Raw genomic sequence first — 24,708 nt, forward strand, 5'->3', positions numbered from 1 at the left:
CGGCATTGATGCGGCGGCTGATCAGGTGCAGGCCGTCGGCGTATTCGTAGCGGGTGACGTGGCCCAGTTCGTCGCGTTCGGAGGTGATTTTGCCGTAGGCGTTGTAGCTGTATTCCCGTGTGGCGCCACCGGGCTGAGTCAGTTTCAGCAAGCGGCCTGCGGCATCCCACTGATACTGCGTCAGGGCGCCGTGTTCGTCTTCGCGCGCAATTTGCCGGCCTAGATCGTCGTAGCGATAGCGCTTCACGCCGCCATTCGGCAGTTGCTCTTCAAGCAACTGGCCGCGCGCATTCCACACCAAGCGATGACAGCTGTGATCGGGGTACCAAACGCCAATCAGTTGTCCGTATTTGTTGTAGCTGTAGTCGGTAGAGTTACCGGCGGGATCGGTCTTACGCGTAACGTCGCCCTGTTCATTACGCTCATATTTCCAGACCGCTTCACCACGCCGCACCACCCGCACGAAACCGTTGTCATGCTCGTAGGAAGTCGGCTCATCGTCCCCCGGAAACAACGCCACCAAGCGTCCAGCTTCGTCGTACTGATACGCCGTGATCGCCCCGAGTGGGTCCTGCTCAACCGTCAGCCGGCCGTTGTCGTCATAGGATTTGAAGTGCTGAGCGCCATCCGGGTCGACCCGCTGTACCAGCCGCGCCCGAGCATCATGGACATACACTTCCTGGCTGCCATCGACGTTATGAACGACAACGCTGCCGTCATCGCCCCAGGCATACCGCGTATCCATCTGCGAAAAGCTGGCCCAATGCCGAACACACCGCGCCGCTTTGCCAGTCCGCTCCCATTCCCAATAAAAACTCGCCCCACCGGCCAAACCACGCTCAAGAATGACGTGCTGTTCGTCGTACCGATAAACCTCACTCTCCCCTACGGCATTGGTCGCCGAAACCAGCCGTCCAATGTCGTCATAGGCGTAGGAAACAACGTTTTGCTCGGTCACCCAGACAAACGGACCCTCGTCGACCGCCCGCTCAATCTGGTAGTCCACCGCCACGATGCGCCCCGACGCATAGCGCAAAAACAGCGAACGCCCGACGCCGTTATCAACCCGCTCGATGCGCCCCAAAAAATCCCGGGAAATGCGCAGCCGGTTGTCATACGCATCACTGATCGCCGTCAGCACACCGCCGCGAAAGTGATAGAACCGTGACGCTTGCGCCAGCACCAGTTCATCCGGCAACGCCCCCAGATAAATCGCCGCTTCCGCCAGGCTATTGGTAATCGCCGGCCGAGCAGCAGACGGCAAGGGCAGGGCAGTCGACCGGTTCTCATGATCGACCCACACCACCGAATCAGCGGAAACCCTCAGCCGATGCGATAAAGAATGACTCCAGCCGAACCCCAACCCGCCATCCACTTCCACCGCACTGGTGCGATACAACCGAGCCCACTCAAACGGCAAAACCCCGTCCAGCACCCCATCGGTCAGCGTCAGCAATTCCTCGCCCGTGACCATCGACACCGGGCAACCGTTGGTCGCGGTCTTATCCGAAGCCGCCGCCGCATCCCCAGCCGGATTCTTAGCAACAGCAGGCACATCGTCGACATGCTCTATCTGCTTCAGCACCGCGTTCTGCCGCGCCTTCCAGCGCATCTGCAGCGTACCTTGCTTCAGCCCGCCAACCACCCCGCGCACCGCGACGGCCTTGTAGCGATCCACCGCCTGCATGAACTGCGTCAGAATCCCTAAAAGACCCTTAACAAAGCCCACCGCAGCCTCAAAAATCCGAGCGCCATACTTGCTCAGCCGCAAGCTCAAATACGCCACGCCCGCCGCTGGCAACGCGATGGTCAATACTGCGCCAATTACCAGGTCAATCAGCAACGACACCACGAAACCGGCGACCACCTCAGCAATATCACTGGGCGGCAATGCGGCCAACCAGATCATCGCCGTGCGCAGCATCAGGAACAGCGCCGCTTCATCACTGGCCAGCAACATCGCCTGTTCCATGACCTTGGGCGCATCCATAGCGATCCGCGCCAACTGGGCGGCCTGATCACCCAATTGCTCGACGAATTTCAACGGGTCTTCAAGAATCGCCTGCACCAGCTTGATGCTGTCCCACACATCGCGAATCGCGGCCCAACTGCCCGCCAGCACGCCGCTGCCAATCGCGCTGACGGTAGAGCGCTCCCAATGCGGCTTGAAACCAGACCACTGCGACCGAAGCCAGCGCTCCAGATCCCCCATCAGCCCGGCGTAAGAGGCAAACAACGCGTCCACCTGCTCGGTAGAAACGCCGCCCTGCACCCGCACCTGATAGCGCCCGCCCGCCGCGCAGTAGTGCGAGCCTTTGCCCTGTTCATCCAGCATAATCAGGCTGGAACTACCGTCATCCAGTCCGATCACCTCAACCGGGATATTGCCGATCGGCACGTCATACACCGACTCGAACAGACTCTCGATCTTCAGCTCGCCGCCCACCGGGCACTGGGCCACGGTGGCAAATTCAGAGTCGGAAATACTCACGGAACGCTGCGAATCCCCCACCCGCACCACCCGATCCATCCCCAGCAATGACGGCATGTCCATCGCATGGCTCACTGAATCCAGCGCACGGGAATACCAGGCGTTCATCTGCTGGCGATAAACCTCCAGGCTCTGATGAAAGCCATTGAGCTCAAATTCGATAAGGGCAATGTGGGCAGCGTGGGTCATCCGTGACGCCTCAACGAGGGGCAAGGCGTCGGAGAATGCCGCAGCGAAAAGCTACTGGATGAACGGTTGGGAAAATCAGATTGGGCTTACGAAGGGGCTGCCAAAGTCAGCGCTAACTCGCGCTGAAGAGCTACGTCAAATAGCGACCATACTGATTGACGAGCATTTGCCCCGATATTCTGATCCGCCAGGCCGAACAGGGAGGTACCAAGGCTTGCACAGTTGCCCAGGTATCACCAACTGGCTCTGCTGGATAAACTCCCCGGCCCCGAAACCCGACGCTGATGCGTTAGCCAGGCAATCGAGCACAACTGGTCGCGCAACACGCTGGTGATGCCCATCGAAAACCGTCTGCTGGAGCGCAGTGGTCAGCTGAGAACTGGCAAAATAACGGCGAAAGCCTGCTTCTAAGGGCAGGCTTGTCGTACGGCTTTGCTTACTTACTTCTGATGCGCCGTCAGCGCGGCATACCCATTCATCAAGTTCCGATAGTTAGGAATCCGCTGCGACAGCAAATTCCCCAACCCTTCAATATCGTTACGCCAGTCGCGATGCAGCTCACACGCCACCGAGAACCAGTTCATCAACTGCGCACCCGCCTGGGTCATCCGGCTCCACGCCGCCTGCTGCACCGTGGTATTGAACGTGCCCGATGCATCGGTCACCACAAACACATCAAACCCTTCCGCCAGTGCCGACAAGGTCGGGAACGCGACGCACACATCCGTGACCACACCGGCAATGATGATCTGCTTACGGCCGGTGGCTTTGATCGCCTTGACGAAGTCTTCGTTGTCCCACGCATTGATCTGGCCAGGGCGGGCGATGTACGGCGCGTCCGGGAACATCTCTTTCAACTCTGGAACGAGCGGGCCGTTTGGGCCTTGTTCAAAGCTGGTGGTGAGGATGGTCGGCAGGTTGAAGAACTTGGCCAGGTCGGCCAGGGCCAGCACGTTGTTCTTGAACTCGTTGGGCGAGAAGTCCTGCACCAGGGAAATCAGGCCGGTTTGGTGATCGACCAGCAAAACTACGGCGTCGTCTTTGTTGAGGCGGTTGTAGGTTGGAGTGCTCATGGTTGAATCCTTTTTTGTTTAGGTTGGTTGGGCGTTGCGTTCAACATGGGCACAGATTAATGGGTAGAAGCTGGGTGATAAATCGGCTGGAAGGCGTCTTACTGTCAACTTAAAAGGGACGATTGGATTTGGCGGTTTGTGCAGCAGCCTGTTGCACAACTCTAGGTAGCGAGTGATTGCTGTCTGGTTGGGGCCCTGATCTTGAGTGGCCAGCAGGGCCTCTCCCTTTCATTTGCAGGACGTTTCCGAGAGAATCCCAACCGCATTGCGCCAGCGGGGATGGGGGACTAGGCTGCGGATTATCACTGCACATTCAGTGATCGGGTTTAGTCGCCCGGATTCGATTGGCGTATGAGCAACTCATGAGTCAGGCACCCCTTCGCCTGCATCTTATGGTGGCTGTACGCAGGGCACCTTCGGGTGCGCCGGGTTTCCAATCGACCGGTCGACTAACCTGCGTACAGCTGCCGCCTTTTGTTTAGTCGCGGGAAGTGGCAGCTCCAAATTATCGATTGGAGGTTTGCTATGGATAACGTTGTTTCGGGTTCCCCGCCATCGGCTGCGACCAAGCCATTTGTTGTTAATGAAGAACTGAGCTTTGAGGATGCCTGGGTGCGTGTGGCTGAGCTGCTGCAGTGTGCGGTGGCGACGTCGCAGATGCTCGGGGAGCCGCAAGGTGCACCGCAAAGGGCGGTGATGCATTTGGTGGAGATGGCGAAGATGGTGGCGGATCGGGCTGTGGAGTGTATGCAGCTTAGGTAAGTCGAAGTCGCCTGTTCGGGCTTCACCGTTCAGGCGACTTAATTCTTACTGTTCAGTCATAGAGCCTAAATTCGTTGCTTTCGCGAATTAGCAGTTGCATCAGCTTGGGATGAATGAAGAGCTTCTCTTTGCCGACCTGAACCTCTCGCAAAACACCAATGGAGACCAAGTCTTTGAGGTAGCGAGCGGCGGCCTGGCGCTGAGCAATCTGTTTATCGACGACGTTGGTAATGCGGCAGTAAGGCTGTTCGAAAATTACATCCACCAGTTCACGGGAGTAGGTTTTTGGCAGACGCTCGCGAACAAACTGGCTGGTGTGTTCGGAAAGGCTACGAATGGCGGCAATTTTGGCGCTGGTCCAGCGAGCGGTTTCTTCCACCGCGGTGAGCATATACAGCAGCCAGGGTTCCCAGGCTTGATTGCGTGTGACGTCAAGCAGAAGCCGGTAGTAATCGGCCCTATGCGCAATGATGAAATGGCTAAGGTAAAGAATCGGTAGATTCAGCAGACCTTCCTGGATCAGATACAGAGTATTGAGCACTCGCCCAGTACGACCGTTGCCGTCGGTGAAAGGATGAATTGCCTCGAATTGGTAGTGCCCTACTGCCATTCGCACGAGAGGATCGAGGTCGGTCTCGTTGTGCAGGAAACGTTCCCAGTTGGCGAGCAAGTCGCGTAAGCGATCTTCGCCCTCTGGTGGGGTGTAGATAATCTCGCCGGTACGATCATTGGCGAGTTGGACGCCTGGCACTCGGCGGATGTCCATGTTTACGCCCTTGAGCGTGCGACATATCTCTACGGCCGTGCCGGTGGACAGTGGTCGCTCAGCCAACGATTGGTAACCGTTATGCAGAGCCTTGCGGTAACGCAGTGCTTCCTTGGTTGCGGGGTCTGCATGGTTGGCGCCATCCTGGGCGTGCTGGAAGAGCAAGTCCGTAGTAGTGACGATACTTTCGATCTCGGAGCTGTCCTTGGCTTCAAGCAAAGGGATGGTATTGATAAGCATCGTTTGATTAGGGATCAGCTCGGCCGCCTGTTTCAATTCAGCCAGGGCTGCACGGGCTTCAATACAGCGTTTAAGTACTGCTCGAGTTTCAAGCTCAGCAGTCGGCGGCAATGGCGGAAGCTGGTTGTAGGGCTTATCGGCCTGCCAGGGAAGATGAGGTTTAGTCATGGGAGCGCGCGCTCACTAGGTCGTACAGTTAAAGGCGAGAACGCCCGTATAAGCGTCTTTTTTCATGTCGTCAGTGTAAGCACGTGTGCCTATCGTGTCGCTGTTTTTTGGTTTTTGCGACACGTTTCGCGTTTGTGTCGCTGTTAGCGACATGTCGGATAAGGCCTGCGAGGCTCTCCACGGTATTTGCAAAAAAAAAGGGCCGCAGATGCAGTGGCCTAATCCGTTATCTGAGTTGAAGTGTGCAAGGCCGGCACATAAATGCGTAAGTCACGTTAGCTTGACGAGGTTAGGGCGAGTTTAGTCAATGGGCATTGAGCCATCGACTTGCGAATGCGAGATTCTTCAGACATTAAAAAGCCGGCTTGTGGCCGGCTTCTCGCTGACTGCTTCAGCTTGTTTTTGACAAACCTCACCAGCCTTCAAATCGCTCAGCCCACATCGCGTCGGGCTGAATAGTAGGGGCATCCGCGGGAACTCCTCCGCATCGCCGAGCAGGGTGAATAGCTTCAAGCCACCCCCTGCCAAATGTGCGGCGCATGATACCCACATCCATCTCAGTTGCCCACCTCCGGATCCGATTTAGAGCCTTCCCAGCCCAACAGGTGATCATCCAGCGGCACCGGTGGCCTGCGGTTGTTCAGCGTGGACCACCAGAACACCCAGCCCAGAATCTGGAAGTTCTGCTCAAAGCGTTGTTCGTACGTAAGGTATTCATCCGGATGTTCGCCGGCATTGTGGCTACGCATGCGCAAACCACCTCCGGGTCGGTTGTAGAGGTATTTGATGCGCAGCATGCCGTCGTGTTCTACGGCGTAGATCTCGCCGTCGATGATTTGGGTGCGGCCTCGGTCCACGGCGAGGGTGGCGCCTTGTTGGATGATGTCGATCATGCTGTTGTCGACCATGTAGGCGCCCAGGGCGCGGTCGGGGTTTACGTTGAGGGTTTCGAAGGTGTGCAGGGAAATGCGGATGCGTTCGGTTGAGGTGAATGAGGCGTGGAGGTCGATCTCCACGTCGATTTTTTCCGGGGTGCAGGCGGGGCCTGTGAGGTATTTGCCGCTTCCTTCGCGCAGTGTGGGCAGTCCTTTTCGGGTGTCCGGGCCTTCCAGCAGGAAGTTGGCCGGTGGGTGTTTGGGGCCTTCGCCGGTGCGCAGCCAACGGCTGGAGACGCAGAGCAATTCTGCGATCTCGTTGAGTCGGCCCATGGGTACACCGCGCTTGAACCAGTTGTTCACGTGTTGAGGCGTGACACCGCGGTTCTTGGCGAAGTCGGAGGCGGAAAGATGAACTTCCCGCAGTAACGCTTTTAAACGATCACCTGATGTATTCATAAACGCAGAGTTTACTGGCGGGATTTACAGATCAAATAAACCATGCGTTGAGTTGCGCGTGTAGGCTTTTGCTTAGTTGTAGCTTGATACTTCAGAATCAGGCGCTAGTTAAACGGTGTTTATAAAATATTGAACTTGTCGTTTAATTTTTTCCACAAAAAAGCCCCGAATGATCGGGGCTTTTTCAATTGCGCAGGCAATGAAGAGCAGGTATCAGCCTTTGTAGGCGGCGACCGACTTCATGATCTCGGCGCGGGCGGCTTCTGCGTCGCCCCAACCGTCGATCTTCACCCATTTGCCTTTTTCGAGATCTTTGTAGTTCTCGAAGAAGTGCTTGATCTGTTCCAGCAGCAGGGGCGGCAGGTCGGTGTATTCCTTCACGTCCACGTACAACTGGGACAGCTTGTCGTGGGGGACCGCGATAACCTTGGCGTCGCCGCCGCCGTCGTCGGTCATGTTCAGGATGCCGACCGGGCGGGCGCGGATGACCGAGCCTGGGGTGACGGGGTAAGGGGTTACCACCAGCACGTCGAGGGGGTCGCCGTCGTCAGCCAGGGTGTTGGGGATAAAACCGTAGTTGGCCGGGTAGAACATGGGGGTGGCCATGAAACGGTCAACGAACAGGCAGTCGCTGTCTTTGTCGATTTCGTATTTGATCGGCGCGTGGTTGGCCGGAATCTCGATGGCGACGTAGATGTCGTTCGGCAGGTCTTTGCCAGCCGGAATCTTGCTGTAGCTCATTGGGCGTTGCCCCCGTTAGTTGGCCATATGACATGGCCGGATTGGCCTAAAAGTGGCGGCGATTATAGGCATATTCCGGCGCCGATGCCATGCGCCAGACGTCGTACGGTCATTCGCCTTGTGGTTGATAACGCGGGTCACTGGCTTGCAGTTGGGCGAGGCGGGCCAGTGGATCCTGGCGGTAAAAGCGGCTGAGTTGGGCGTACACCTGTGGATAACTGTTAGCCAGCAGGTCCGGGGCGCTGAAAAAATATTCGCTGGTGACGGCGAAGAATTCCGCCGGGTTTTCCGCAGCGTAGGGGTCGATCTCGGTGTCGGCGTTCGGGTTGGCGTCCAGTTGGCGATTGAGGTCGTCGTAGGCGCTTTGCATCACGCTGGCCCATTCCTGCACGCGCATGTCGTTGTGCAGCGGCGGCAGGCCGTTGGCGTCGCCGTTGAGCATGTCGAGCTTGTGCGCCAGTTCGTGGATGACCAGGTTGTAGCCTTCCCAGTTGCCACTGGCCAGTACGCCGGGCCAGGCCAGGATCACCGGGCCCTGTTGCCAGGCTTCGCCGCTGTGTTCGCCGTCCCATTCGTGTTCGATGCCGCTGCTGTCGCGATGGCGCTGGGGGCTGACGAAGTCGTCGGGGTACAGCACGATTTCGTGAAAGCCCTGGTACCAGTCGAGGTCGCCCAGATGCATCAGCGGCAGTTGCGCCTGGGCGGCGAGCAGCAGGCGTTGTTCCTGGTGCAGTTCGACGCCGGGCAGGGCGGTAAGGTGTTTGTCGGCGAGGAACAGCACGCACGCTTCGCGCAGCCACTGGTCCTGCTCGGGGCTGATGCCGTCGAGAAAGGTGAGGTGCTCGCGCACCCGCTGCCAGGTGTCATCGGCAATCGGGTGCTTGGCCAGCAAGCGCTGGCGACGCCAGGCGCTGAGGGACCACATGATGGGTTACTGCTGCTTGGCTTCGGAGGACGCACGGCCAAAGCGGCTGCGGAACACGCCAATGATCATCGGCACCAGCGACAGCAGGATGATGAACACCACCAGCAGCGACAGGTTTTTCTTGATGAACGGCACGTTGCCGAAGAAGTAGCCCAGGGTCACCAGGCCGCCTACCCAGAGGATGGTGCCGAGCACGCTGAAACCGAAGAAGCGCGGGTAAGGCATTTTCGCGATGCCGGCAACGAACGGCGCAAAGGTGCGTAGAATCGGCAGGAAGCGCGCCAGGGTCACGGTTTTGCCGCCGTGCTTGTCGTAGAACTCGTGGGTTTTTTGCAGGTAGTCGCGGCGGAAGATTTTCGAGTTCGGGTTATTGAACAAGCGTTCGCCCACCGTTCGCCCGATCACGTAGTTGGTGCTGTCGCCGAGGATAGCCGCGAGCATCAACAGGCCACCCAGCAGCACCGGGTCCATGCCCCCGCCTGCAGCCACGGCGCCGGCGATAAACAGCAACGAATCACCTGGCAGGAACGGCATGACCACCAGGCCGGTTTCGCAAAAAATGACCAGGAACAGAATGGCGTAGATCCACGGACCGTAATTGGTTACCAGCAGGTCGAGGTAAACATCGAGATGCAGGATAAGGTCGAGCGGGTTGAAATCCATGGATGGCACCTGTGTGAATGGCCCGGCTCTGCAGGCCTGTGCGGAAGCTCGGGTAATAAGGCTACAAGTGTATGCCGCATTTCTTACAACCCTGAAAGGTCCGCATTATACGGATTGAGAGGTGAAAAGCGTGTTGGTTTTGTAGCGGGGGATGTCTCGGTTCTCTTGGCACACGCGGTTTAAATGTGGGAGCGGGCTTGCTCGCGAAAGCGGTGCTTCAGTCAGACAATTTATAACTGACCCACCGCTTTCGCGAGCAAGCCCGCTCCCACAGGGGGAGTTGTGGTGTTTGGGCTAGTGCGGTCAGTCTTCGTTGATAGGCAACGTGTAGTTCTTGAATTCGGTGTCCTCGCGAAACCCGATCGACTCATACGTCTTCTGCGCCACTTCGTTATCGCTGCTGGTTGACACCCGCAGCCGCACCGCGTGGGTTTCCTTGGCCATCTTCTTCGCCGTGCGTATCAGGTTGTCCGCCACCAATTGGCGTCGCGCATCTTCGGCGACATAGATGTCGTTAAGAATCCACACGCGCTTGAGCGACAACGATGAAAAGCTCGGATACAGCTGGCAAAACCCCAGCAGCCGTTTGTCGTCATCATCCGCCAGCGCCAGGTAAATCACCGATTCCTTGCGGCGCAGGCGTTTTTCCAGAAAGGCTCGCGACGAATCCGGGAAGGGCAGGGCCCCGTAGAACTCGCGGTATTTGACGAACAACGGGGTCAACAGGTCCAAGTGTTCCAGGGTCGCTTGAGTAATCCGCATGCCAGGCCTCAACTTCCTAATGGGTATGACCACGCGCGCGGCCGTGATTCGATGCTGCCTAAAGGTGCGAAAAAGCGCAATCGTGCAGCGATCAGTCCTGCGGCGGGCTGAGCAGGAAGTTACCTTTCATCAGGTCCGGATCGTCGGACTCGAGGGTCTGAACCTGCGCCTCGTCCTTGAGATTGACCCCCGACAACTGCCTGCGACATGCCTCTCGCATCAGGTACAGCAGGCGATGGGCCGCCATGCCGTAGCTGAGGCCTTCCAGGCGCACGTTGGAGATGCAATTGCGATAGGCGTCGGTGAGACCGACCTTGGGGTTGTAGGTGAAATACAGGCCCAGGCTGTCCGGCGAGCTGAGGCCGGGCCGTTCGCCGATCAGGATCACCACCATTTTGGCGCCGAGCAAATGCCCGATTTCATCCGCCACCGCCACGCGGCCCTGCTCTACCAGGATCGCCGGCGACAAGGACCAGCCCTCGGCGTCGGTGTGTTCCTCCAGTCGCGCCAGGAACGGCAAGGTATGTTTATGCACGGCCAGCGCCGATAAACCATCGGCCACCACCACCGCCAGGTCTACGCCGCCGGGATTGGCCGAGGCGTGATCACGCAAGGCCTGTGCCGAATCGTTACTGAGCCGCCGCCCCAGGTCCGGGCGTTGCAGGTAGCTGTGCCGGTCGGCGGCGGCACTGTGCAGCAGCAGGCTGTCGCGGCCGCGTTCGGCCAATTGGCGGCTGAGGCCGGCATGGTCAAACGGCAAGTGCACCGCGTCGCGCGCCTGGGCGTGGGCGAATTGGAAATCCAGCTGCGCGCTGGTGGGAAGGCTGGTGCCGGTGCGGCCCAGCGCAATGCGCGCCGGGGTGAGGCGGCGCAGTTCCAGCCATGGGTTGTCAGGCAGGTCGAGTTGCACGGGCGGCTCCTTCATCCCAGTTGCGCCAAGGCGTGGCGGAACGCCGGCGGCAGGCTGTTGCCGAAGCGCACCTTGCCGTCGGCTTGCGTGAAGATGCCCATCTTTGCCAGCCACTGTTCAAACTCCGGCGCGGGTTTCAAGCCCAATGTCTGGCGGGCATACAAGGCGTCGTGGAACGAGGTGGTCTGGTAGTTGAGCATGATGTCGTCGGAACCGGGGATGCCCATGATGAAGTTGATCCCGGCCACGCTCAGCAGGGTCAGCAGCGTGTCCATGTCGTCCTGGTCGGCTTCGGCGTGGTTGGTGTAGCAGATGTCGCAACCCATGGGCACGCCGAGTAACTTGCCGCAGAAGTGGTCTTCCAGGCCCGCGCGGATGATCTGCTTGCCGTTGTACAGGTACTCGGGGCCGATAAAACCCACCACGGTGTTCACCAGAAACGGCTTGAAGTGCCGCGCCACCGCATAGGCGCGGGTTTCGCAGGTTTGCTGGTCGACGCCAGAGTGCGCATTGGCCGACAAGGCGCTGCCCTGGCCGGTTTCGAAATACATCAGGTTCTGGCCGAGCGTGCCGCGATTGAGGCTCAAGCCCGCGTCGTAACCTTCCTGCAGCAGGCTCAGGCTGATGCCGAAACTGGCGTTGGCCGCTTCGGTGCCGGCAATCGACTGGAACACCAGGTCCAGCGGCACGCCACGATTGATCGCCTCAATGGAGGTGGTGACGTGGGTCAGCACGCAGGCCTGGGTCGGGATCTCATAGCGCTGGATGATCGCGTCGAGCATCTCCAGCATGGCGCAGATCGAGGCGGTGCTGTCGGTGGCCGGGTTGATGCCGATCATGGCGTCGCCGTTGCCGTACAGCAGGCCGTCGAGGATGCTCGCGGCGATGCCCGCCGGCTCGTCCGTGGGATGGTTGGGTTGCAGTCGTGTGGATAAACGCCCGCGCAGGCCCATCGTGCCGCGAAATTGCGTGACCACGCGGATCTTCTGCGCCACCAGGACCAGGTCCTGCACGCGCATGATCTTGGACACGGCGGCGGCCATTTCCGGTGTCAGCCCCGGCGCCAATGCGCGTAGGGATTGTTCATCGGCGGCGTCGCTGAGCAGCCAGTCACGCAGGCCGCCGACGGTCAGGTGGCTGACGGTGGCAAACGCCTGCTTATCGTGGGTGTCGATGATCAGTCGGGTGACTTCGTCGCTTTCATAGGGGATCAGCACTTCCTGCAGAAAGTGTTTGAGCGGGATGTTCGCCAGCGCCATCTGCGCCGCCACCCGCTCGCCGTCGTTCTGCGCCGCGACACCGGCGAGAAAGTCCCCGGAGCGTGCGGGGCTGGCCTTGGCCATCACGTCCTTGAGGCTGTCGAAGCGGTAGGTCTGTGCGCCCACCGCGTGGGAAAAGCTTGCCATACAGAGTCTCCTTGACGACGCGAGCAGCTGCCCGCGTCGAGGTTTACGGCATTCAGTGCAGGGCGGCCTCTGCGGCCTGGATCGCCGCGAATTCCTCTTCGGGCGTGCCCGCTACCAAGTGATGCCGGCTGTAGAAAGCAAAGTAAGCAATTAATACTCCATAGATGATCGCGGCGCCAATCACCACCCGCGGATCCACCAGAAAGCCCGCCACTACGGCCACGCAGGCCAGTACCAGCGCGACGCCCGAAGTGAAGATGCCGCCCGGCGTGCGGTAGGGGCGATCCATTTTGGGGCGGCGGATGCGCAGGGTGATGTGCGCGGCCATCATCAATACATAGGAAATGGTCGCGCCAAACACCGCCACCAGGATCAGCAAATCACCCTGGCCGGTCAGCGACAGGCCAAAACCGATGATGCCGGGGATGACCAAGGCCAGTACCGGCGCCTTGCTTTTGTTGGTCTGGGACAGCTTGCGCGGCAGGTAGCCGGCACGGGACAGCGCGAAGATCTGCCGCGAATAGGCGTAGATGATCGAGAAGAAGCTGGCGATCAGCCCGGCCAGGCCGACCAGGTTGACGAAGCTGCCCATCCAGGTCGAACCGCCGTAGGCCAGGGCCAGCGCTTCCACCAGTGGGTTGCCGGATTTGACCAGTGCATACGTGCCGGCGCCGCCCGGAGCGATGACGAGGATCAGCAGGGCAAAGCTGGTCAGCACCACAATGGCGCCGATCAAGCCGCGCGGCAGGTCGCGTTTCGGGTTCTTGGTTTCTTCAGCCGCCAGGGGCACGCCCTCTACCGCGAGAAAAAACCAGATGGCATAGGGAATCGCCGCCCACACCCCCACATAGCCGAACGGCAGGAAGCTGCTGGCGCCCTTGGCTTCGCTCACCGGGATATCCAGCAGGTTGGCGACGTTGAAGTGCGGCACCATCGCCACCAGGAATACGCCCAGGGCAATCGCGGCCACGGCGGTGATCACAAACATCAGCTTCAAGGCTTCGCCGACGCCGAAAATGTGGATGCCGATAAAGATGATGTAGAACGCCAGGTAAATCATCCAGCCGCCGATACCGAACAGCGACTCGCAATAGGCACCAATAAACACTGCGATGGCGGCGGGGGCGATGGCGTATTCGATCAGGATGGCGGTGCCGGTGAGGAACCCGCCCCAAGGGCCAAAGGCGCTGCGGGCAAAGCCGTAGCCACCCCCTGCGGTGGGGATCATGGAAGACAGCTCGGCCAGGGAAAAACACATGCACAAGTACATGGTGGCCATCAGTAATGTGGCGAGGAACATCCCGCCCCAGCCGCCCTGGGCCAGGCCGAAGTTCCAGCCGGCGTAGTCGCCGGAAATCACGTAGGCGACACCCAGGCCAACCAGAAGCACCCAGCCGGCGGCGCCTTTTTTCAGTTCGCGTTGTTGGAAATATTGGGAGTCGACTTTTTCGAAGTCGACGGAGGATCCAGTGGGTTCGCTAGGCATAGGGAAGTACCTTTCGTTTGTTATTGTTTTTAACTCGGCCTCTGTGTGCCGAATGCAGTTGCAAGTACTTGTGAAGAACTAAATGTGGGACGGGAGGTTGGTTAGAAAAAGCCCAACGGATTAATGTCGTAACTCACCAGCAAGTTCTTGGTCTGCTGGTAGTGATCCAACATCATCTTGTGCGTCTCACGGCCCACGCCAGACTTCTTGTAACCGCCGAACGCGGCATGCGCCGGGTACAGGTGGTAGCAGTTGGTCCACACGCGGCCCGCCTTGATCGCCCGGCCCATGCGGTAGGCGCGGTTGATGTCGCGGGTCCACACGCCTGCGCCCAGGCCGAACTCGGTGTCGTTGGCAATCGCCAGGGCTTCGGCTTCGTCCTTGAATGTGGTGATACTCACCACCGGGCCGAAGATTTCTTCCTGGAACACGCGCATTTCGTTGGTGCCCTTGAGCAGGGTCGGCTGGATGTAATAGCCGCCGGCCATATCGCCTTCGAGCTTCTCGACCTTGCCGCCGGTGAGCAGTTGCGCGCCTTCGCCCTTGGCGATTTCCAGGTAGGACAGGATCTTGTCGAACTGCTGCTCGGACGCCTGGGCGCCGACCATGGTGTCGGTGTCCAGCGGGTCGCCGCGTTTGATCTGCTCGACTTTCTTCATAACCACTTTCATGAAGTCGTCGTAGATCGACTCTTCCACCAGCGCGCGGGAAGGGCAGGTGCACACTTCGCCCTGGTTGAAGAAAGCCAGCACCAGGCCTTCAGCGGCCTTTTCGATGAACGAAGGTTCGGCTTTCATGATGTCGGCGAAGAAGATGTTCGGCGACTTGCCGCCCAGCTCGACGGTGGACGGAATAATGTTCTCGGCCGCCGCATGCATGATGTGCGAGCCCACCGGGGTCGAGCCGGTGAACGCGATCTTGGCGATGCGTTTGCTGGTGGCCAGCGCTTCGCCGGCTTCCTTGCCGAAACCGTGCACCACGTTGAGCACGCCCGGGGGCAGCAGGTCGCCGATCAATTCCATCAGCACGTTGATGCCCAGCGGGGTTTGCTCGGCCGGCTTGAGCACTACGCAGTTGCCGGCGGCCAGGGCCGGGGCGAGTTTCCAGGCGGCCATCAGCAGCGGGAAGTTCCACGGGATGATCTGGCCGACCACGCCCAGCGGTTCATGGAAGTGATAGGACGCGGTGTGTTCGTTGATCTCGGCGCTGGTGCCTTCCTGGGCGCGGATGCAGCCTGCGAAATAACGGAAGTGGTCAGCGGCCAATGGGATGTCGGCGTTGAGGGTTTCGCGCACGGCCTTGCCATTGTCCCAGGTTTCGGTGATGGCCAGCAGTTCGAGGTTCTGTTCGATGCGGTCGGCGATTTTCAACAGGACCAGCGAACGGTCCTGGGCCGAGGTCTTGCCCCAGGCGTCGGCGGCGGCATGGGCTGCGTCCAGTGCCTTGTCGATGTCCTTGGCAGTGGAGCGCGGGAATTCAGCGATTGGCTTGCCGTTGACCGGCGAAGTGTTGGTGAAATAGTTGCCATCGGCCGGCGCAACGAATTCGCCGCCGATGTAGTTGCCGTACTTGGCCTTGAACGAAACGATGGCACCTTCAGTGCCGGGGTGTGCGTAACGCATGGTGGGTATCTCCTGGCTTTTATGTTTATTGGGAGCGCAGCGCAAAGCGCTTGATAAAGCGTAGAGCAAAGGTTGGGCCACTGCTGTACGGGCCAGCAAACTCAAGGGGTTGGAGTTGTCGCAAGGCGTGACTGTCACGACCGTGGTACAGGCAGGGTGACAGTTTGTGCCATAACCGGTACAGCCAGTGACCGGTGGGCCGGCCCGGGATTGCATTGCCTGGATGGCTGAGGGATGCTGGGCGTTCTCACGCAGGGAGAATAATAAGAAATGCACAACGATCATTTCAGCCGGCATGCCCAGCAGGTGCTCACCGTGGCCCATGGCCGCGACCCGTCAAGCGACCCGTCCATCGCCCGCTCCTGGCTGCGTTGCCTGGAGGACTACCACCTCGACCCTGCCCAAACCATTGCTCCCACCGTGCTTGAACATGGCCGCCTGCTGGAAAGCCGCGAACGCCTGCAACAGGTGCTGCACATCGCCGGCAGTGAGATGAACAGCCTGCATCAACAGCTCTCGGGTGCGGGTCATGCCGTGCTGTTGACCGATGCGCGCGGGGTGATCCTCAACTGCGTCACCGCGCCGTCCGAACGCAAGATCTTCGAGCGAGCCGGGCTGTGGCTGGGCGCCGATTGGAGCGAAGCCTGCGAAGGCACCAATGGCATCGGCACCTGTCTGGTGGAGCGCCAGTCCCTGACCATTCATCGCGACGAGCACTTCCGTGGTCGCCACACCGGGTTGACCTGTTCGGCGAGCCCGGTGTTCGACCCCCATGGCGACCTGCTGGCGGTGCTGGATGTGTCCTCGGCGCGCGAAGCGGTGTCGCGCCAGAGCCAGTTCCATACCATGGCGCTGGTGAACCTGTCGGCGAAGATGATCGAGAGTTGCTACTTCCTGCGTCATTTCGAAAACCACTGGTTGCTGCGCTTTCACCTGCAGGCGGAGTCGGTGGGGCTGTTCAGCGAAGGACTGTTGGCATTCGACGGCGAAGGACGCGTATGCGCGGTCAACCAGAGCGCGCTGAACCTGCTGGGGCAGTTGCGTGGCCGTTTGCTGGGGCAGCCGGTGGAGGCGTTTTTCGACTGCTCCCTGGACCAGTTGCTCGAACGCGCCAGCGCCAATGCCACGGCCAGTTGGCCGTTGCGTACCCGTGATGGGCGGCAGCTGTTCGCGGCATTACGCGGCCAGGCACGCCGCCCCCCGGCGTTCGTCGCCAAGCCTGCCGCATTGGAGCGGCCGCGCCTGCCTGGTATCTGCCTTGGCGATCCAGCGCTGCAGCAGGATTTCAGCAAGGCGCTGCGGGTATTCGAGCGCGACGTGCCGTTATTGATCATCGGCGAAACCGGCTCCGGCAAAGAGGCCTTCGCCAAGGCGGTGCATCAGGCCAGCCAGCGCGCCGACAAGGCGTTCGTTGCACTCAACTGCGCCGCCATTCCGGAAAGCCTGATCGAAAGCGAACTGTTCGGCTATCGCGGCGGCAGCTTTACCGGCGCGCGCAAAGAGGGCATGCAAGGCAAGTTGCAGCAAGCGGATGGCGGCACCCTGTTCCTCGACGAGATCGGCGATATGCCCCTCGCGCTGCAGACCCGTCTGCTCAGGGTGCTGGAAGATCGATTGGTCGTGCCTATCGGTGGTGAGCCCCAAGCCGTTAACGTCAGAATTATCAGCGCTACCCACCGCAATCTGCTGGCCCGGGTAGAGGACGGCGGCTTTCGTGAGGACTTGTATTACCGTCTCAATGGCCTGGAAATTGCCCTGCCGGCGTTGCGTCAACGCAGTGACAAATCGCAATTGTTGGACCTGTTGCTGGCGCAGGAAGCCGGTGAACACGCTGTATGCCTAGAGCCGGCTGCGCGTGACGCGCTGTTGGCGTTTGCCTGGCCGGGCAACGTCCGACAGTTGCGTACGGTATTACGCACGCTGGTCGCGCTGTGCGAAGACGGCAAGGTGGGGGTGGAAAATTTACCGCCGATGATTCGTCACGCTCGTGTGCCTCACGCTCAGTTAAGTGTTTCTTCGCTGTCCCCCTTTGAAGAGGCCGAGCGGTCAACCTTGCTGGCCGCTCTGGAGCAACAGCGCTGGCATATGAGCCATGCGGCAACGCAATTGGGCGTGAGCCGAAATACGTTGTACCGCAAGTTAAGGAAGTACGAGATTTCACGAGGTTCGGTAGTTTAGCCTACAGCGTTTTTTAACTTTTATTCGCGTGTAAGTTAATACTTGACCGTGGTGTGTAAGTTGTCGGAAGTCGGCAATATTATGTCGATTTTTAATGTCGCGCGTTTTTCAGGTTTGTCCCACTCATTGAGTATGTTGAGGCGTCGGTTGTTTGGACACTCAGTCGCTGCGTTGAGGGTGGGCTATGAAGATTACAAATGTGCATGTACCCCAAATGACGACGCCCTTCAGCTCGCGAGCTGATAGGGGTGAAAATTCAATCACGATTGATAAAAGCCGCCTTTCGGCTCAATCAACTGAACGCTCAATAAGCCGAGCTGAGGCCGATGCTGAAGTCGCCCGTTCATTCGCCGCCTTATTGCTTGATGGCAGTTATAAAACTTCCCTCGAACCGCCCGATATGCAAGTTCCGCCGCACTCTACAGTGGCGCTCTGGTATGCCCAATTGGACAGTGCATTTAAAAGCGAGGGCTTTGTGGCGTGGGCTGAAAAGCAGGGGCTTGATTTGCGCTGGCTGACGCTGATTCCGGCTCGCGGAGAGATAAAAGGCTATGTAGACGGTCGGCCCAAAACCTTTTATTTGTCAGACGATTCAGGGTGGTCTGATGTTTCCCGCACGCTCCTATCCCTTGGCAGGGTGTTTGCCCCCGAGCACGGTCAAGCGCTGCGATACCCCGGGAGCGGGCAGGGTGGTGTGTCGATGACCCTGGTCGCGCAATTCTACAAAGAGCCTGACCTTTTCAACGCCGCCCAAGTCAGCGTCCGCCTCAAACAGTTCAAGGATAATCCCGGCTTCAAGCTGGATGAAGCTCACCTGTCGACCCACTCCGACGCCGCGCTGGCGGCGCATCGGCAAGCGCTGGGCGATGAGGCCAACCGGCACAGGCTGATAAGCGCATTGAACGCCCTGGTCGACGACGCCGACGGGCGTGTCGATCTGGAGAAAATCAACGTGCCCGTCGATCCTCGTTCTGCGCTATTTGAGCGTGAGCGGAGCAGTGCGATGAGCCTCGCCCACATGCTCAGGCTGGAGGACTACAAAGTGCCTGTGAACCGTGTCCAGGCTAACGCGTTGGCCTCTGCGTTGTCCTTTGACCTGGCGCACAGGGCGCCGGGCGTGTATGCCGGTGGTGTACGGCCTATCGGACGTGAGCTGTCGTCTACTTCACTGCGCAAGATGGGACTGCTTGTAAAAGCGCAGACACAGCCATCCACTACGCCAGAGGCTGCGACCGCGCCTGGAGCGAGCAGCCTCTTGAGTCGGTTGATCAACCATCTTCCAGGCCATCTGAGAAAGGCCATGACGGATTCCCCGTCAATCGCCCTTGACCAGCTCCTGCGGACACCTGAGGCGCAGCGGCTGGGTAAGTTGATCCGCAGGGAGCTCAATCTTGCCAATACACCCACGAGCGCGATTGAAAGTCTCAGCGTTGCCCTGGTGCAGGAGCTCGATCCTGGCCTGGGCAAGTCGCCGTTCAACCTGGCGGGATACAACCTTTACAGCGGCGATAATGCGGGCGCCTCCGTGGCAGAGATCGTCAAACGCTTCACGGCGCATCTGGCCGGCAAGATTGGCGACGAGGGTGCAGCCGTCGCCGCACGCCTTTTATTATCGGCAGCAGCCCCTGAGTTTCTAGTTAAAAACATCCCGCCCAATCTTGTATACGGTTCCCATACTTGGACGAATTTTTGTATAGAGGTTTCGCGAATAGAGCAGCAAGTGCCTGGCGCGGCGGCGAACATGACGTTCAGCCAAGTGATGGCTTTCGGTAATACGCCGCCGGTTTCTATTGAGGGCGAGGATCAACTGAGCGTCGCCGCGCGCGACCCCATCATTGCGTGGGGTATTGCCAATCGGGTCATCGACACCAGCGCGAGTCATGCCTATTCGGATGCTCAGGCCGAGCATGCGCAAGAGGTACTCAACAAGCAGCAAAAAGAGCTTCGCTGGGCGAGTGATGCCATGAAGACAGCGCCGACGACGCGTCGGGAATTGGCGCTGGCAGAGTTGAAACGAGTATTTCCGGAGGTGGACCCAACGCTTGAGGTGGTGGAACAGGCATCCGTGAAACATAAACCGATATCGTTGTTGGATATTTACATGACGGGGCCGATCCAGCCGGACTCTTGGGTATCCAACGATGAGCGGCGTTTTCCCTATGAACGCATGAAGTCGCGTTTGTCTGAACTGACACCTGATATTAATAAAGTGTTTGCAACGAGGTTTCAGGAGTACCGCAAGGTACAGGCAAGTGCCTGGGCTATCCTGTTCAAATATCAGCTTTCACTGTTGCCCGTGGCGGACAAGGCACGTATCAGCCAGTCGGACATAAGTTTTTTTGAGGTGTCTCGCGCCTATATCGAGAACGGGCCTTGTACCTCCGGTTTGTTGACACCCAGGGAATGCCTGCCTCCAGCGCCCACGGCGCAGGAGCTTGAAGCGTTGAAAGGCAAGCATGGGTTACTGATGAAGGTGGTAGAGCCTGATGGGGGCGTCAGCGCCTACAGTTACTTTCCCGCCGAAGGCAAGATCATTAAAGAAGATGGCTTTCCGGGCAGGCGGATCGACCTGGATGACCGTGCTTTTTTTGGAGGGAAAAGCGAAGGGTATATTCCGGGCTTGCCGCATACCTACGCGCAGTATGGGAAAACCGATAAAAAACGCGATCTGCCCGCGCCGGAGGGAAAGAAACAAGGTGATTATTTCTCTGATAAATATGGTGTGCTCGCACAAACGGCAGGTGGTTATTTCACCAAAGACTATAGCGCTCTTGCCAATGAAACGGCGGGTGTCACCGACCTTGAAAAAGGACGCGCTTATGACCAAAAGTTGAAGGGTTTTTTTCTGAGCCTCGTGCCTTTTTATGATGGTGTTCAAGACGCCATCAACGGCGACGTAGGTGGGGCGCTTTTCAATATTGGGTTCGATATTCTCGGCTTTGTCATTCCGGGCGCGAATGCCGCGCGAAAAGCCGCCAAGGCCGGCAAAAGTGCCTTGAATATAATTAAAAGTGGCGTGGTGGCGGGTGTCGGGGCGTCCGTGGGTTATACCGATTCCGTCAATATTGCCAAAAACTTAAATAAAGGCGCACGCGCCGGTTATAAAGATGTGAAATTCTTGGCGGAGCAGGGTCAGGATGTGTTGTCGCGCTTGAGAGGGCATTATGGAAGTTACGATGTTACTAAAGTCTATAAGGAGGGCGATATTGTAAAAGGTTTTTTTCACGCAACCGAGGAAGGTGTATGGCGGCCGACCGTGGCAGTCCTCAAAAAAGGTGCATGGTATGCCTATAACGTTGTCACTAAAACGCCGTTCGGTGTTCAGCTGGCACAGTTTGGTGTTGTAAGTTCATTGCAGACTTGAATCGGGGATGTGTTCAGGTCGTGGAGTGTTTCCAAAGTAGCCTATTCATTCGACAGGAAATATGAATGTTTTTTACCTACCCAATAAGGTGAATGACGATGAAGCGTTCAACAACAAGAACAACGACGTTACTTTCTATCCGCACTTCGATTGTATTCAAAGCGGGTACCGGTCACAAAAAAGCGTATCGAGTTATCAAATGTTCAAAAATTGGTGGATTAATTGGCGGTATCCTGAGGAGCGGCTCCAGAGAGAGTTTGCCGAGTCCGGCACGGGTTGAAGCGCCCAGCTCTGGAGGTACCCTACGCGGCAATGTGGACGCAGGTCATCAAACGTTCGATCAAGCGTTCGTGAATTCCAAAGTGAATGGTTTTGATGGCCCAGGTCATGCGAGTGGAACCCGGCAGCCGGACGACGCATCCTCCTCAGGCGCTGGACAAACCCCCGAAATGGCCGCGTATGTAGAAAAACAGCGAAAAGCCTGGCGCACCGCCAGGGATGCGCGAATCCGTGACCAGTTGTTCGGTCAGCCCAGTCCTGGCCGTGTCAATGGGCAAGATGCCGGACCCTTTTCCGCGCATACCCTTGAAGAGAATGCCAAAGCCGCCGTCAAGGAGAAGGAGACAGCCCTTCCACCGACTAACAAGACCCTGCTCAAGACAGCAGCGATCACGACGGCGATCAACGTACCGGTAACGTCGATTTTCATGGTTGCCGTCGGGAGTGCCAACGAACGGCTCAAGCCAATTATCAATCCGACGGCTGAACCCGCGACTCAAGAAAACATCGAAGAGGAGCGGCTCGTCGATCATGCGCAGAACAGCGTTTTTCTGTTGGTCAACACCTTGTCGAAACTGCGTGACGAGCAGAGTGTCGGGCCGAACCTGAAATGGGTGATGCAAACAAGAGAAGAGCGCCTTGACTCGCTTGAGGCCATGATCGGTTATGTCGAGGGGCAGCTGGGTAAAGACGCCAAGGCCCAGGGAATTGACTTCCAACCGGCGTCCACGGGGCCTGATAAAGACGACATCAAGGAGCGCGTTATCGATCTGGAGAGCCGGATGGCAGCCCTTTCTGCCTTGCTGGGGGCCCTGAAAGTCACGTCTGTGCCTAAATCCAATACGCCCGTGCTGCCTATGGATAAAGTATCGGACCGGTTGATCACTCTCCAGGATGGCTAGCGTCGCGTTAACCCTGCCCATGCGCCCGTCGTATCCCACCGACGGGCGTTTCGCCCTCAGCTAAAGCGTGCGAACTTTTCCACCCTGCGCTAACCTGCCTCGATGTTTTACGAGGTCGACTATGCACATTCATATTCTCGGTATTTGCGGCACGTTCATGGGTTCGATGGCGGTACTTGCCAAAGAGCTGGGCCATCACGTGACGGGCTCCGATGCCAACGTTTACCCGCCCATGAGCACGCAACTCGAGGCCCAGGGCATTGAGCTGACCCAAGGCTACGACCCCTCGCAGTTCAACCCGGTCCCGGACCTGGTCGTGATCGGCAACGCCATGTCGCGCGGCAACTCGGCCGTCGAATACGTGCTCAATAAAGGTTTGCCTTATGTGTCCGGCCCGCAATGGCTGGCGGACCATGTGTTGCAAGGCCGCTGGGTGCTCGCGGTTGCCGGCACCCACGGCAAGACCACCACCAGCAGCATGTTGGCCTGGGTGCTGGAGCATGCGGGCATGGCTCCGGGTTTCCTGATCGGCGGCGTGCCGCAGAACTTCTCGGTGTCGGCGCGCCTGGGCGATACGCCGTTCTTCGTGATCGAGGCGGATGAGTATGACAGTGCCTTTTTCGACAAGCGTTCCAAGTTCGTTCACTACCGCCCGCGCACGGCGATCCTGAACAACCTGGAATTCGATCACGCTGACATTTTCCCCGATCTGCCAGCCATTGAGCGTCAGTTCCACCACTTGGTGCGCACCATTCCAAGCGAGGGCCTGGTGATCCATCCCACCACCGAGCCCGCCTTGCAGCGCGTGATCGAGATGGGCTGCTGGACCCCGGTGCAAACCACCGGCGCGGGCGGGCAGTGGCAGGTCAACCTGCTCAGCGAGGACGGCTCCAGGTTTGAAGTGCTGTTCGAAGGCCAAGCCCAAGGCATTGTCGAGTGGGACATGACCGGCCAGCACAACGTTGCCAATGCGTTGGTCACGTTGGCTGCCGCACGGCATGTGGGCGTGGTGCCGTCCATGGGCATTGCCGCGCTCAGCGTCTTCAAGAGCGTGAAGCGGCGCATGGAAAAAGTCGCCGACGTGAACGGGATTACCATCTACGACGACTTTGCCCACCACCCGACTGCAATCGCTACTACCTTGGATGGCCTGCGCAAGCGTGTCGGCGATGCGCCAATCATTGCGATTGTCGAGCCGCGTTCCAACTCCATGAAGTTGGGCGCCCACCGTGATGGCCTGCCGCAAAGCGTCGACGATGCCGACCAGGTGGTGTGGTACGCGCCGGCCAATCTCGGCTGGGACCTGCCGGCGATTGCAGCGTTGTGCACGGTGCCGTCCACCGTGTGTGATTCCATCGAAGGCATCATCGAACACGTCAAGCGCTTGGCCACGCCCGGCACGCACGTGGTGGTCATGAGCAACGGCGGCTTCGGCGGCCTGCATGGCAAACTGGCCGAGGCGCTCGAATGAGCGGCCCGGAGCGCGTCACCCTGGCGATGACCGGTGCATCCGGCGCGCCCTATGGTTTGCGCCTGCTCGATTGCCTGGTGCGTGAAGACCGTGAGGTGCACTTCCTGATCTCCAAGGCCGCGCAGTTGGTGATGGCGACCGAGACCGACGTGGCGCTGCCGCCCAAGGTGCAGATGATGCAGGCCTTCCTGACCGAATACACCGGTGCGGCGGCGGGGCAGATCAAGGTTTACGGTAAGGAAGACTGGATGTCGCCAGTGGCCTCCGGCTCCGGTGCGCCGGCGGCGATGGTGGTGGTGCCGTGTTCCACCGGTACCTTGTCGGCGATTGCCACCGGTGCCTGCAACAACTTGATCGAGCGCGCGGCGGACGTGACGTTGAAGGAACGGCGCCAGTTGATCCTGGTGCCCCGTGAAGCGCCGTATTCGAGCATCCACCTGGAGCACATGCTCAAGTTGTCGAACATGGGCGTGACGATCCTGCCGGCCTCGCCAGGGTTTTATCACCAGCCGCAAACCATCGATGACCTGGTGGACTTTGTGGTGGCGCGCATTCTCAACCTGCTGAACATCCCTCAGGACATGCTGCCGCGCTGGGGCGAACACCATTTGAGCAATGATGAATAAGGTCCTGTTGGTGGTGCTGGCGTTGCATCTCACGGGCTGCGCCACCGTGCGCACGCTGGACGCGGCGCAGCCAAACGCGCCGGTGGTGTATGCCGGTACGCGCCTGGATCTGTATGCAATGAATGGCGGTTGCTGCGCCAAGGACAGGTTTGGTGCCGAGGCGCCGGGTTACCCCGGTCTTGACCTGCCGGCGAGTGCGTTGCTCGACACGCTGCTGTTGCCCTTGTCGGTGTTGACGGTGATTGGGGTGGGTTTCAACGCCACCGGCGGTCTGTAGCGTAATCTCACTGGCAACACAAAAATAATGTGGGAGCGGGCTTGCTCGCGAAGGCCGTGCATCAGTCGACTAG

Annotated in this window: 19 protein-coding genes and 1 pseudogene; 8 read left to right on the plus strand and 12 right to left on the minus strand. The window is 58.9% G+C overall.

Going from position 1 to position 24,708, the window contains the following annotated elements; all coding sequences use genetic code 11:
• Positions 1 to 2,680 (minus strand): DUF6531 domain-containing protein (locus H0Z09_RS12980; RefSeq protein WP_186690982.1); only part of this gene is annotated, 2,680 nt, incomplete at its 3' end.
• 216 nt (positions 2,681 to 2,896) lie between these two features.
• On the opposite strand from H0Z09_RS12980, the pseudogene H0Z09_RS27330 reads away from it, so the two are divergent.
• Positions 2,897 to 3,052 (plus strand): annotated as a pseudogene (locus tag H0Z09_RS27330) (DUF1016 domain-containing protein); the annotation flags it as partial.
• A 68-nt stretch (positions 3,053 to 3,120) separates the two neighbouring features.
• Here the strand turns inward: H0Z09_RS27330 and ycaC are convergent.
• The gene (ycaC, locus tag H0Z09_RS12985) at positions 3,121 to 3,753 is read right to left on the minus strand and encodes an isochorismate family cysteine hydrolase YcaC (protein WP_186690983.1); all 633 of its coding nucleotides are present in this window, start codon (positions 3,751 to 3,753) and stop codon (positions 3,121 to 3,123) included.
• A gap of 525 nt (positions 3,754 to 4,278) precedes the next feature.
• Here ycaC and H0Z09_RS12990 point away from each other — a divergent pair.
• Positions 4,279 to 4,515, plus strand: a complete 237-nt coding sequence (locus tag H0Z09_RS12990) for a hypothetical protein (RefSeq protein WP_076952640.1) — start codon at positions 4,279 to 4,281, stop codon at positions 4,513 to 4,515.
• A 52-nt stretch (positions 4,516 to 4,567) separates the two neighbouring features.
• Here the strand turns inward: H0Z09_RS12990 and H0Z09_RS12995 are convergent, their stop codons facing one another.
• The 10 genes from H0Z09_RS12995 to H0Z09_RS13040 form a co-directional block, all read right to left on the minus strand.
• Positions 4,568 to 5,689 carry a Fic family protein gene (locus tag H0Z09_RS12995; protein ID WP_186690984.1) on the minus strand — a complete coding sequence of 374 codons (1,122 nt, stop codon included), beginning with the start codon at positions 5,687 to 5,689 and terminating at the stop codon, positions 4,568 to 4,570.
• Between the two features lie 557 nt (positions 5,690 to 6,246).
• Positions 6,247 to 7,023: a helix-turn-helix transcriptional regulator gene (locus H0Z09_RS13000; protein ID WP_186690985.1), complete on the minus strand. Its 777-nt coding sequence runs from the start codon at positions 7,021 to 7,023 to the stop codon at positions 6,247 to 6,249.
• 213 nt (positions 7,024 to 7,236) lie between these two features.
• Complete coding sequence (gene ppa, locus H0Z09_RS13005) at positions 7,237 to 7,764, minus strand: inorganic diphosphatase (RefSeq protein ID WP_049711351.1); 528 nt, start codon at positions 7,762 to 7,764, stop codon at positions 7,237 to 7,239.
• Positions 7,765 to 7,873: 109 nt separating this feature from the next.
• The gene (locus tag H0Z09_RS13010; RefSeq protein ID WP_186690986.1) at positions 7,874 to 8,689 is read right to left on the minus strand and encodes a M90 family metallopeptidase; all 816 of its coding nucleotides are present in this window, start codon (positions 8,687 to 8,689) and stop codon (positions 7,874 to 7,876) included.
• Positions 8,690 to 8,695: 6 nt separating this feature from the next.
• Positions 8,696 to 9,352 carry a DedA family protein gene (locus tag H0Z09_RS13015; protein ID WP_169376721.1) on the minus strand — a complete coding sequence of 219 codons (657 nt, stop codon included), beginning with the start codon at positions 9,350 to 9,352 and terminating at the stop codon, positions 8,696 to 8,698.
• A gap of 303 nt (positions 9,353 to 9,655) precedes the next feature.
• Positions 9,656 to 10,114 carry a GNAT family N-acetyltransferase gene (locus H0Z09_RS13020; RefSeq protein WP_076952646.1) on the minus strand — a complete coding sequence of 153 codons (459 nt, stop codon included), beginning with the start codon at positions 10,112 to 10,114 and terminating at the stop codon, positions 9,656 to 9,658.
• A gap of 91 nt (positions 10,115 to 10,205) precedes the next feature.
• Positions 10,206 to 11,039, minus strand: coding sequence for an ethanolamine ammonia-lyase subunit EutC (gene eutC / locus H0Z09_RS13025; RefSeq protein ID WP_186690987.1), 834 nt, complete (start codon positions 11,037 to 11,039; stop codon positions 10,206 to 10,208).
• Entirely contained in the window at positions 11,036 to 12,430 is a 1,395-nt protein-coding gene (locus H0Z09_RS13030; protein WP_186690988.1) for an ethanolamine ammonia-lyase subunit EutB, read from the minus strand. Before H0Z09_RS13030 ends, eutC begins: the two co-directional genes overlap by 4 nt.
• A gap of 52 nt (positions 12,431 to 12,482) precedes the next feature.
• A complete protein-coding gene (gene eat / locus H0Z09_RS13035) occupies positions 12,483 to 13,916 on the minus strand; it encodes an ethanolamine permease (protein WP_076952649.1) in 1,434 nt (477 codons plus the stop codon).
• Positions 13,917 to 14,017: 101 nt separating this feature from the next.
• Entirely contained in the window at positions 14,018 to 15,538 is a 1,521-nt protein-coding gene (locus H0Z09_RS13040; protein WP_186690989.1) for an aldehyde dehydrogenase family protein, read from the minus strand.
• Positions 15,539 to 15,808: 270 nt separating this feature from the next.
• On the opposite strand from H0Z09_RS13040, the gene H0Z09_RS13045 reads away from it, so the two are divergent.
• The 6 genes from H0Z09_RS13045 (at position 15,809) to H0Z09_RS13070 (ending at position 24,635) form a co-directional block, all read left to right on the plus strand.
• A complete protein-coding gene (locus H0Z09_RS13045) occupies positions 15,809 to 17,716 on the plus strand; it encodes a sigma-54-dependent Fis family transcriptional regulator (protein WP_186690990.1) in 1,908 nt (635 codons plus the stop codon).
• Positions 17,717 to 17,930: 214 nt separating this feature from the next.
• Entirely contained in the window at positions 17,931 to 21,080 is a 3,150-nt protein-coding gene (locus H0Z09_RS13050) for a hypothetical protein (protein ID WP_186690991.1), read from the plus strand.
• A 98-nt stretch (positions 21,081 to 21,178) separates the two neighbouring features.
• Complete coding sequence (locus H0Z09_RS13055) at positions 21,179 to 22,261, plus strand: hypothetical protein (protein WP_186690992.1); 1,083 nt, start codon at positions 21,179 to 21,181, stop codon at positions 22,259 to 22,261.
• A 121-nt stretch (positions 22,262 to 22,382) separates the two neighbouring features.
• On the plus strand, positions 22,383 to 23,732 hold the full coding sequence (mpl, locus tag H0Z09_RS13060) for a UDP-N-acetylmuramate:L-alanyl-gamma-D-glutamyl-meso-diaminopimelate ligase (RefSeq protein WP_186690993.1): 1,350 nt from the start codon (positions 22,383 to 22,385) through the stop codon (positions 23,730 to 23,732).
• A complete protein-coding gene (ubiX, locus tag H0Z09_RS13065) occupies positions 23,729 to 24,358 on the plus strand; it encodes a flavin prenyltransferase UbiX (protein WP_076952653.1) in 630 nt (209 codons plus the stop codon). The genes mpl and ubiX overlap by 4 nt, the downstream gene beginning before the upstream one ends.
• The gene (locus H0Z09_RS13070) at positions 24,351 to 24,635 is read left to right on the plus strand and encodes a YceK/YidQ family lipoprotein (RefSeq protein ID WP_186690994.1); all 285 of its coding nucleotides are present in this window, start codon (positions 24,351 to 24,353) and stop codon (positions 24,633 to 24,635) included. Before ubiX ends, H0Z09_RS13070 begins: the two co-directional genes overlap by 8 nt.
• Positions 24,636 to 24,708 lie beyond the last annotated feature (73 nt).

This window comes from Pseudomonas sp. SWRI18, assembly GCF_014268345.1.
GTDB lineage: Bacteria > Pseudomonadota > Gammaproteobacteria > Pseudomonadales > Pseudomonadaceae > Aquipseudomonas > Aquipseudomonas cedrina.

Coding starts and splice junctions, on each gene's coding strand:
- ycaC (WP_186690983.1), bottom strand. CDS start 3,753: ATGAGCACTCCAACCTACAACCGCCTCAACAAAGACGACGCCGTAGTT.
- H0Z09_RS12990 (WP_076952640.1), top strand. CDS start 4,279: ATGGATAACGTTGTTTCGGGTTCCCCGCCATCGGCTGCGACCAAGCCA.
- H0Z09_RS12995 (WP_186690984.1), bottom strand. CDS start 5,689: ATGACTAAACCTCATCTTCCCTGGCAGGCCGATAAGCCCTACAACCAG.
- H0Z09_RS13000 (WP_186690985.1), bottom strand. CDS start 7,023: ATGAATACATCAGGTGATCGTTTAAAAGCGTTACTGCGGGAAGTTCAT.
- ppa (WP_049711351.1), bottom strand. CDS start 7,764: ATGAGCTACAGCAAGATTCCGGCTGGCAAAGACCTGCCGAACGACATC.
- H0Z09_RS13010 (WP_186690986.1), bottom strand. CDS start 8,689: ATGTGGTCCCTCAGCGCCTGGCGTCGCCAGCGCTTGCTGGCCAAGCAC.
- H0Z09_RS13015 (WP_169376721.1), bottom strand. CDS start 9,352: ATGGATTTCAACCCGCTCGACCTTATCCTGCATCTCGATGTTTACCTC.
- H0Z09_RS13020 (WP_076952646.1), bottom strand. CDS start 10,114: ATGCGGATTACTCAAGCGACCCTGGAACACTTGGACCTGTTGACCCCG.
- eutC (WP_186690987.1), bottom strand. CDS start 11,039: ATGAAGGAGCCGCCCGTGCAACTCGACCTGCCTGACAACCCATGGCTG.
- H0Z09_RS13030 (WP_186690988.1), bottom strand. CDS start 12,430: ATGGCAAGCTTTTCCCACGCGGTGGGCGCACAGACCTACCGCTTCGAC.
- eat (WP_076952649.1), bottom strand. CDS start 13,916: ATGCCTAGCGAACCCACTGGATCCTCCGTCGACTTCGAAAAAGTCGAC.
- H0Z09_RS13040 (WP_186690989.1), bottom strand. CDS start 15,538: ATGCGTTACGCACACCCCGGCACTGAAGGTGCCATCGTTTCGTTCAAG.
- H0Z09_RS13045 (WP_186690990.1), top strand. CDS start 15,809: ATGCACAACGATCATTTCAGCCGGCATGCCCAGCAGGTGCTCACCGTG.
- H0Z09_RS13050 (WP_186690991.1), top strand. CDS start 17,931: ATGACGACGCCCTTCAGCTCGCGAGCTGATAGGGGTGAAAATTCAATC.
- H0Z09_RS13055 (WP_186690992.1), top strand. CDS start 21,179: ATGAAGCGTTCAACAACAAGAACAACGACGTTACTTTCTATCCGCACT.
- mpl (WP_186690993.1), top strand. CDS start 22,383: ATGCACATTCATATTCTCGGTATTTGCGGCACGTTCATGGGTTCGATG.
- ubiX (WP_076952653.1), top strand. CDS start 23,729: ATGAGCGGCCCGGAGCGCGTCACCCTGGCGATGACCGGTGCATCCGGC.
- H0Z09_RS13070 (WP_186690994.1), top strand. CDS start 24,351: ATGAATAAGGTCCTGTTGGTGGTGCTGGCGTTGCATCTCACGGGCTGC.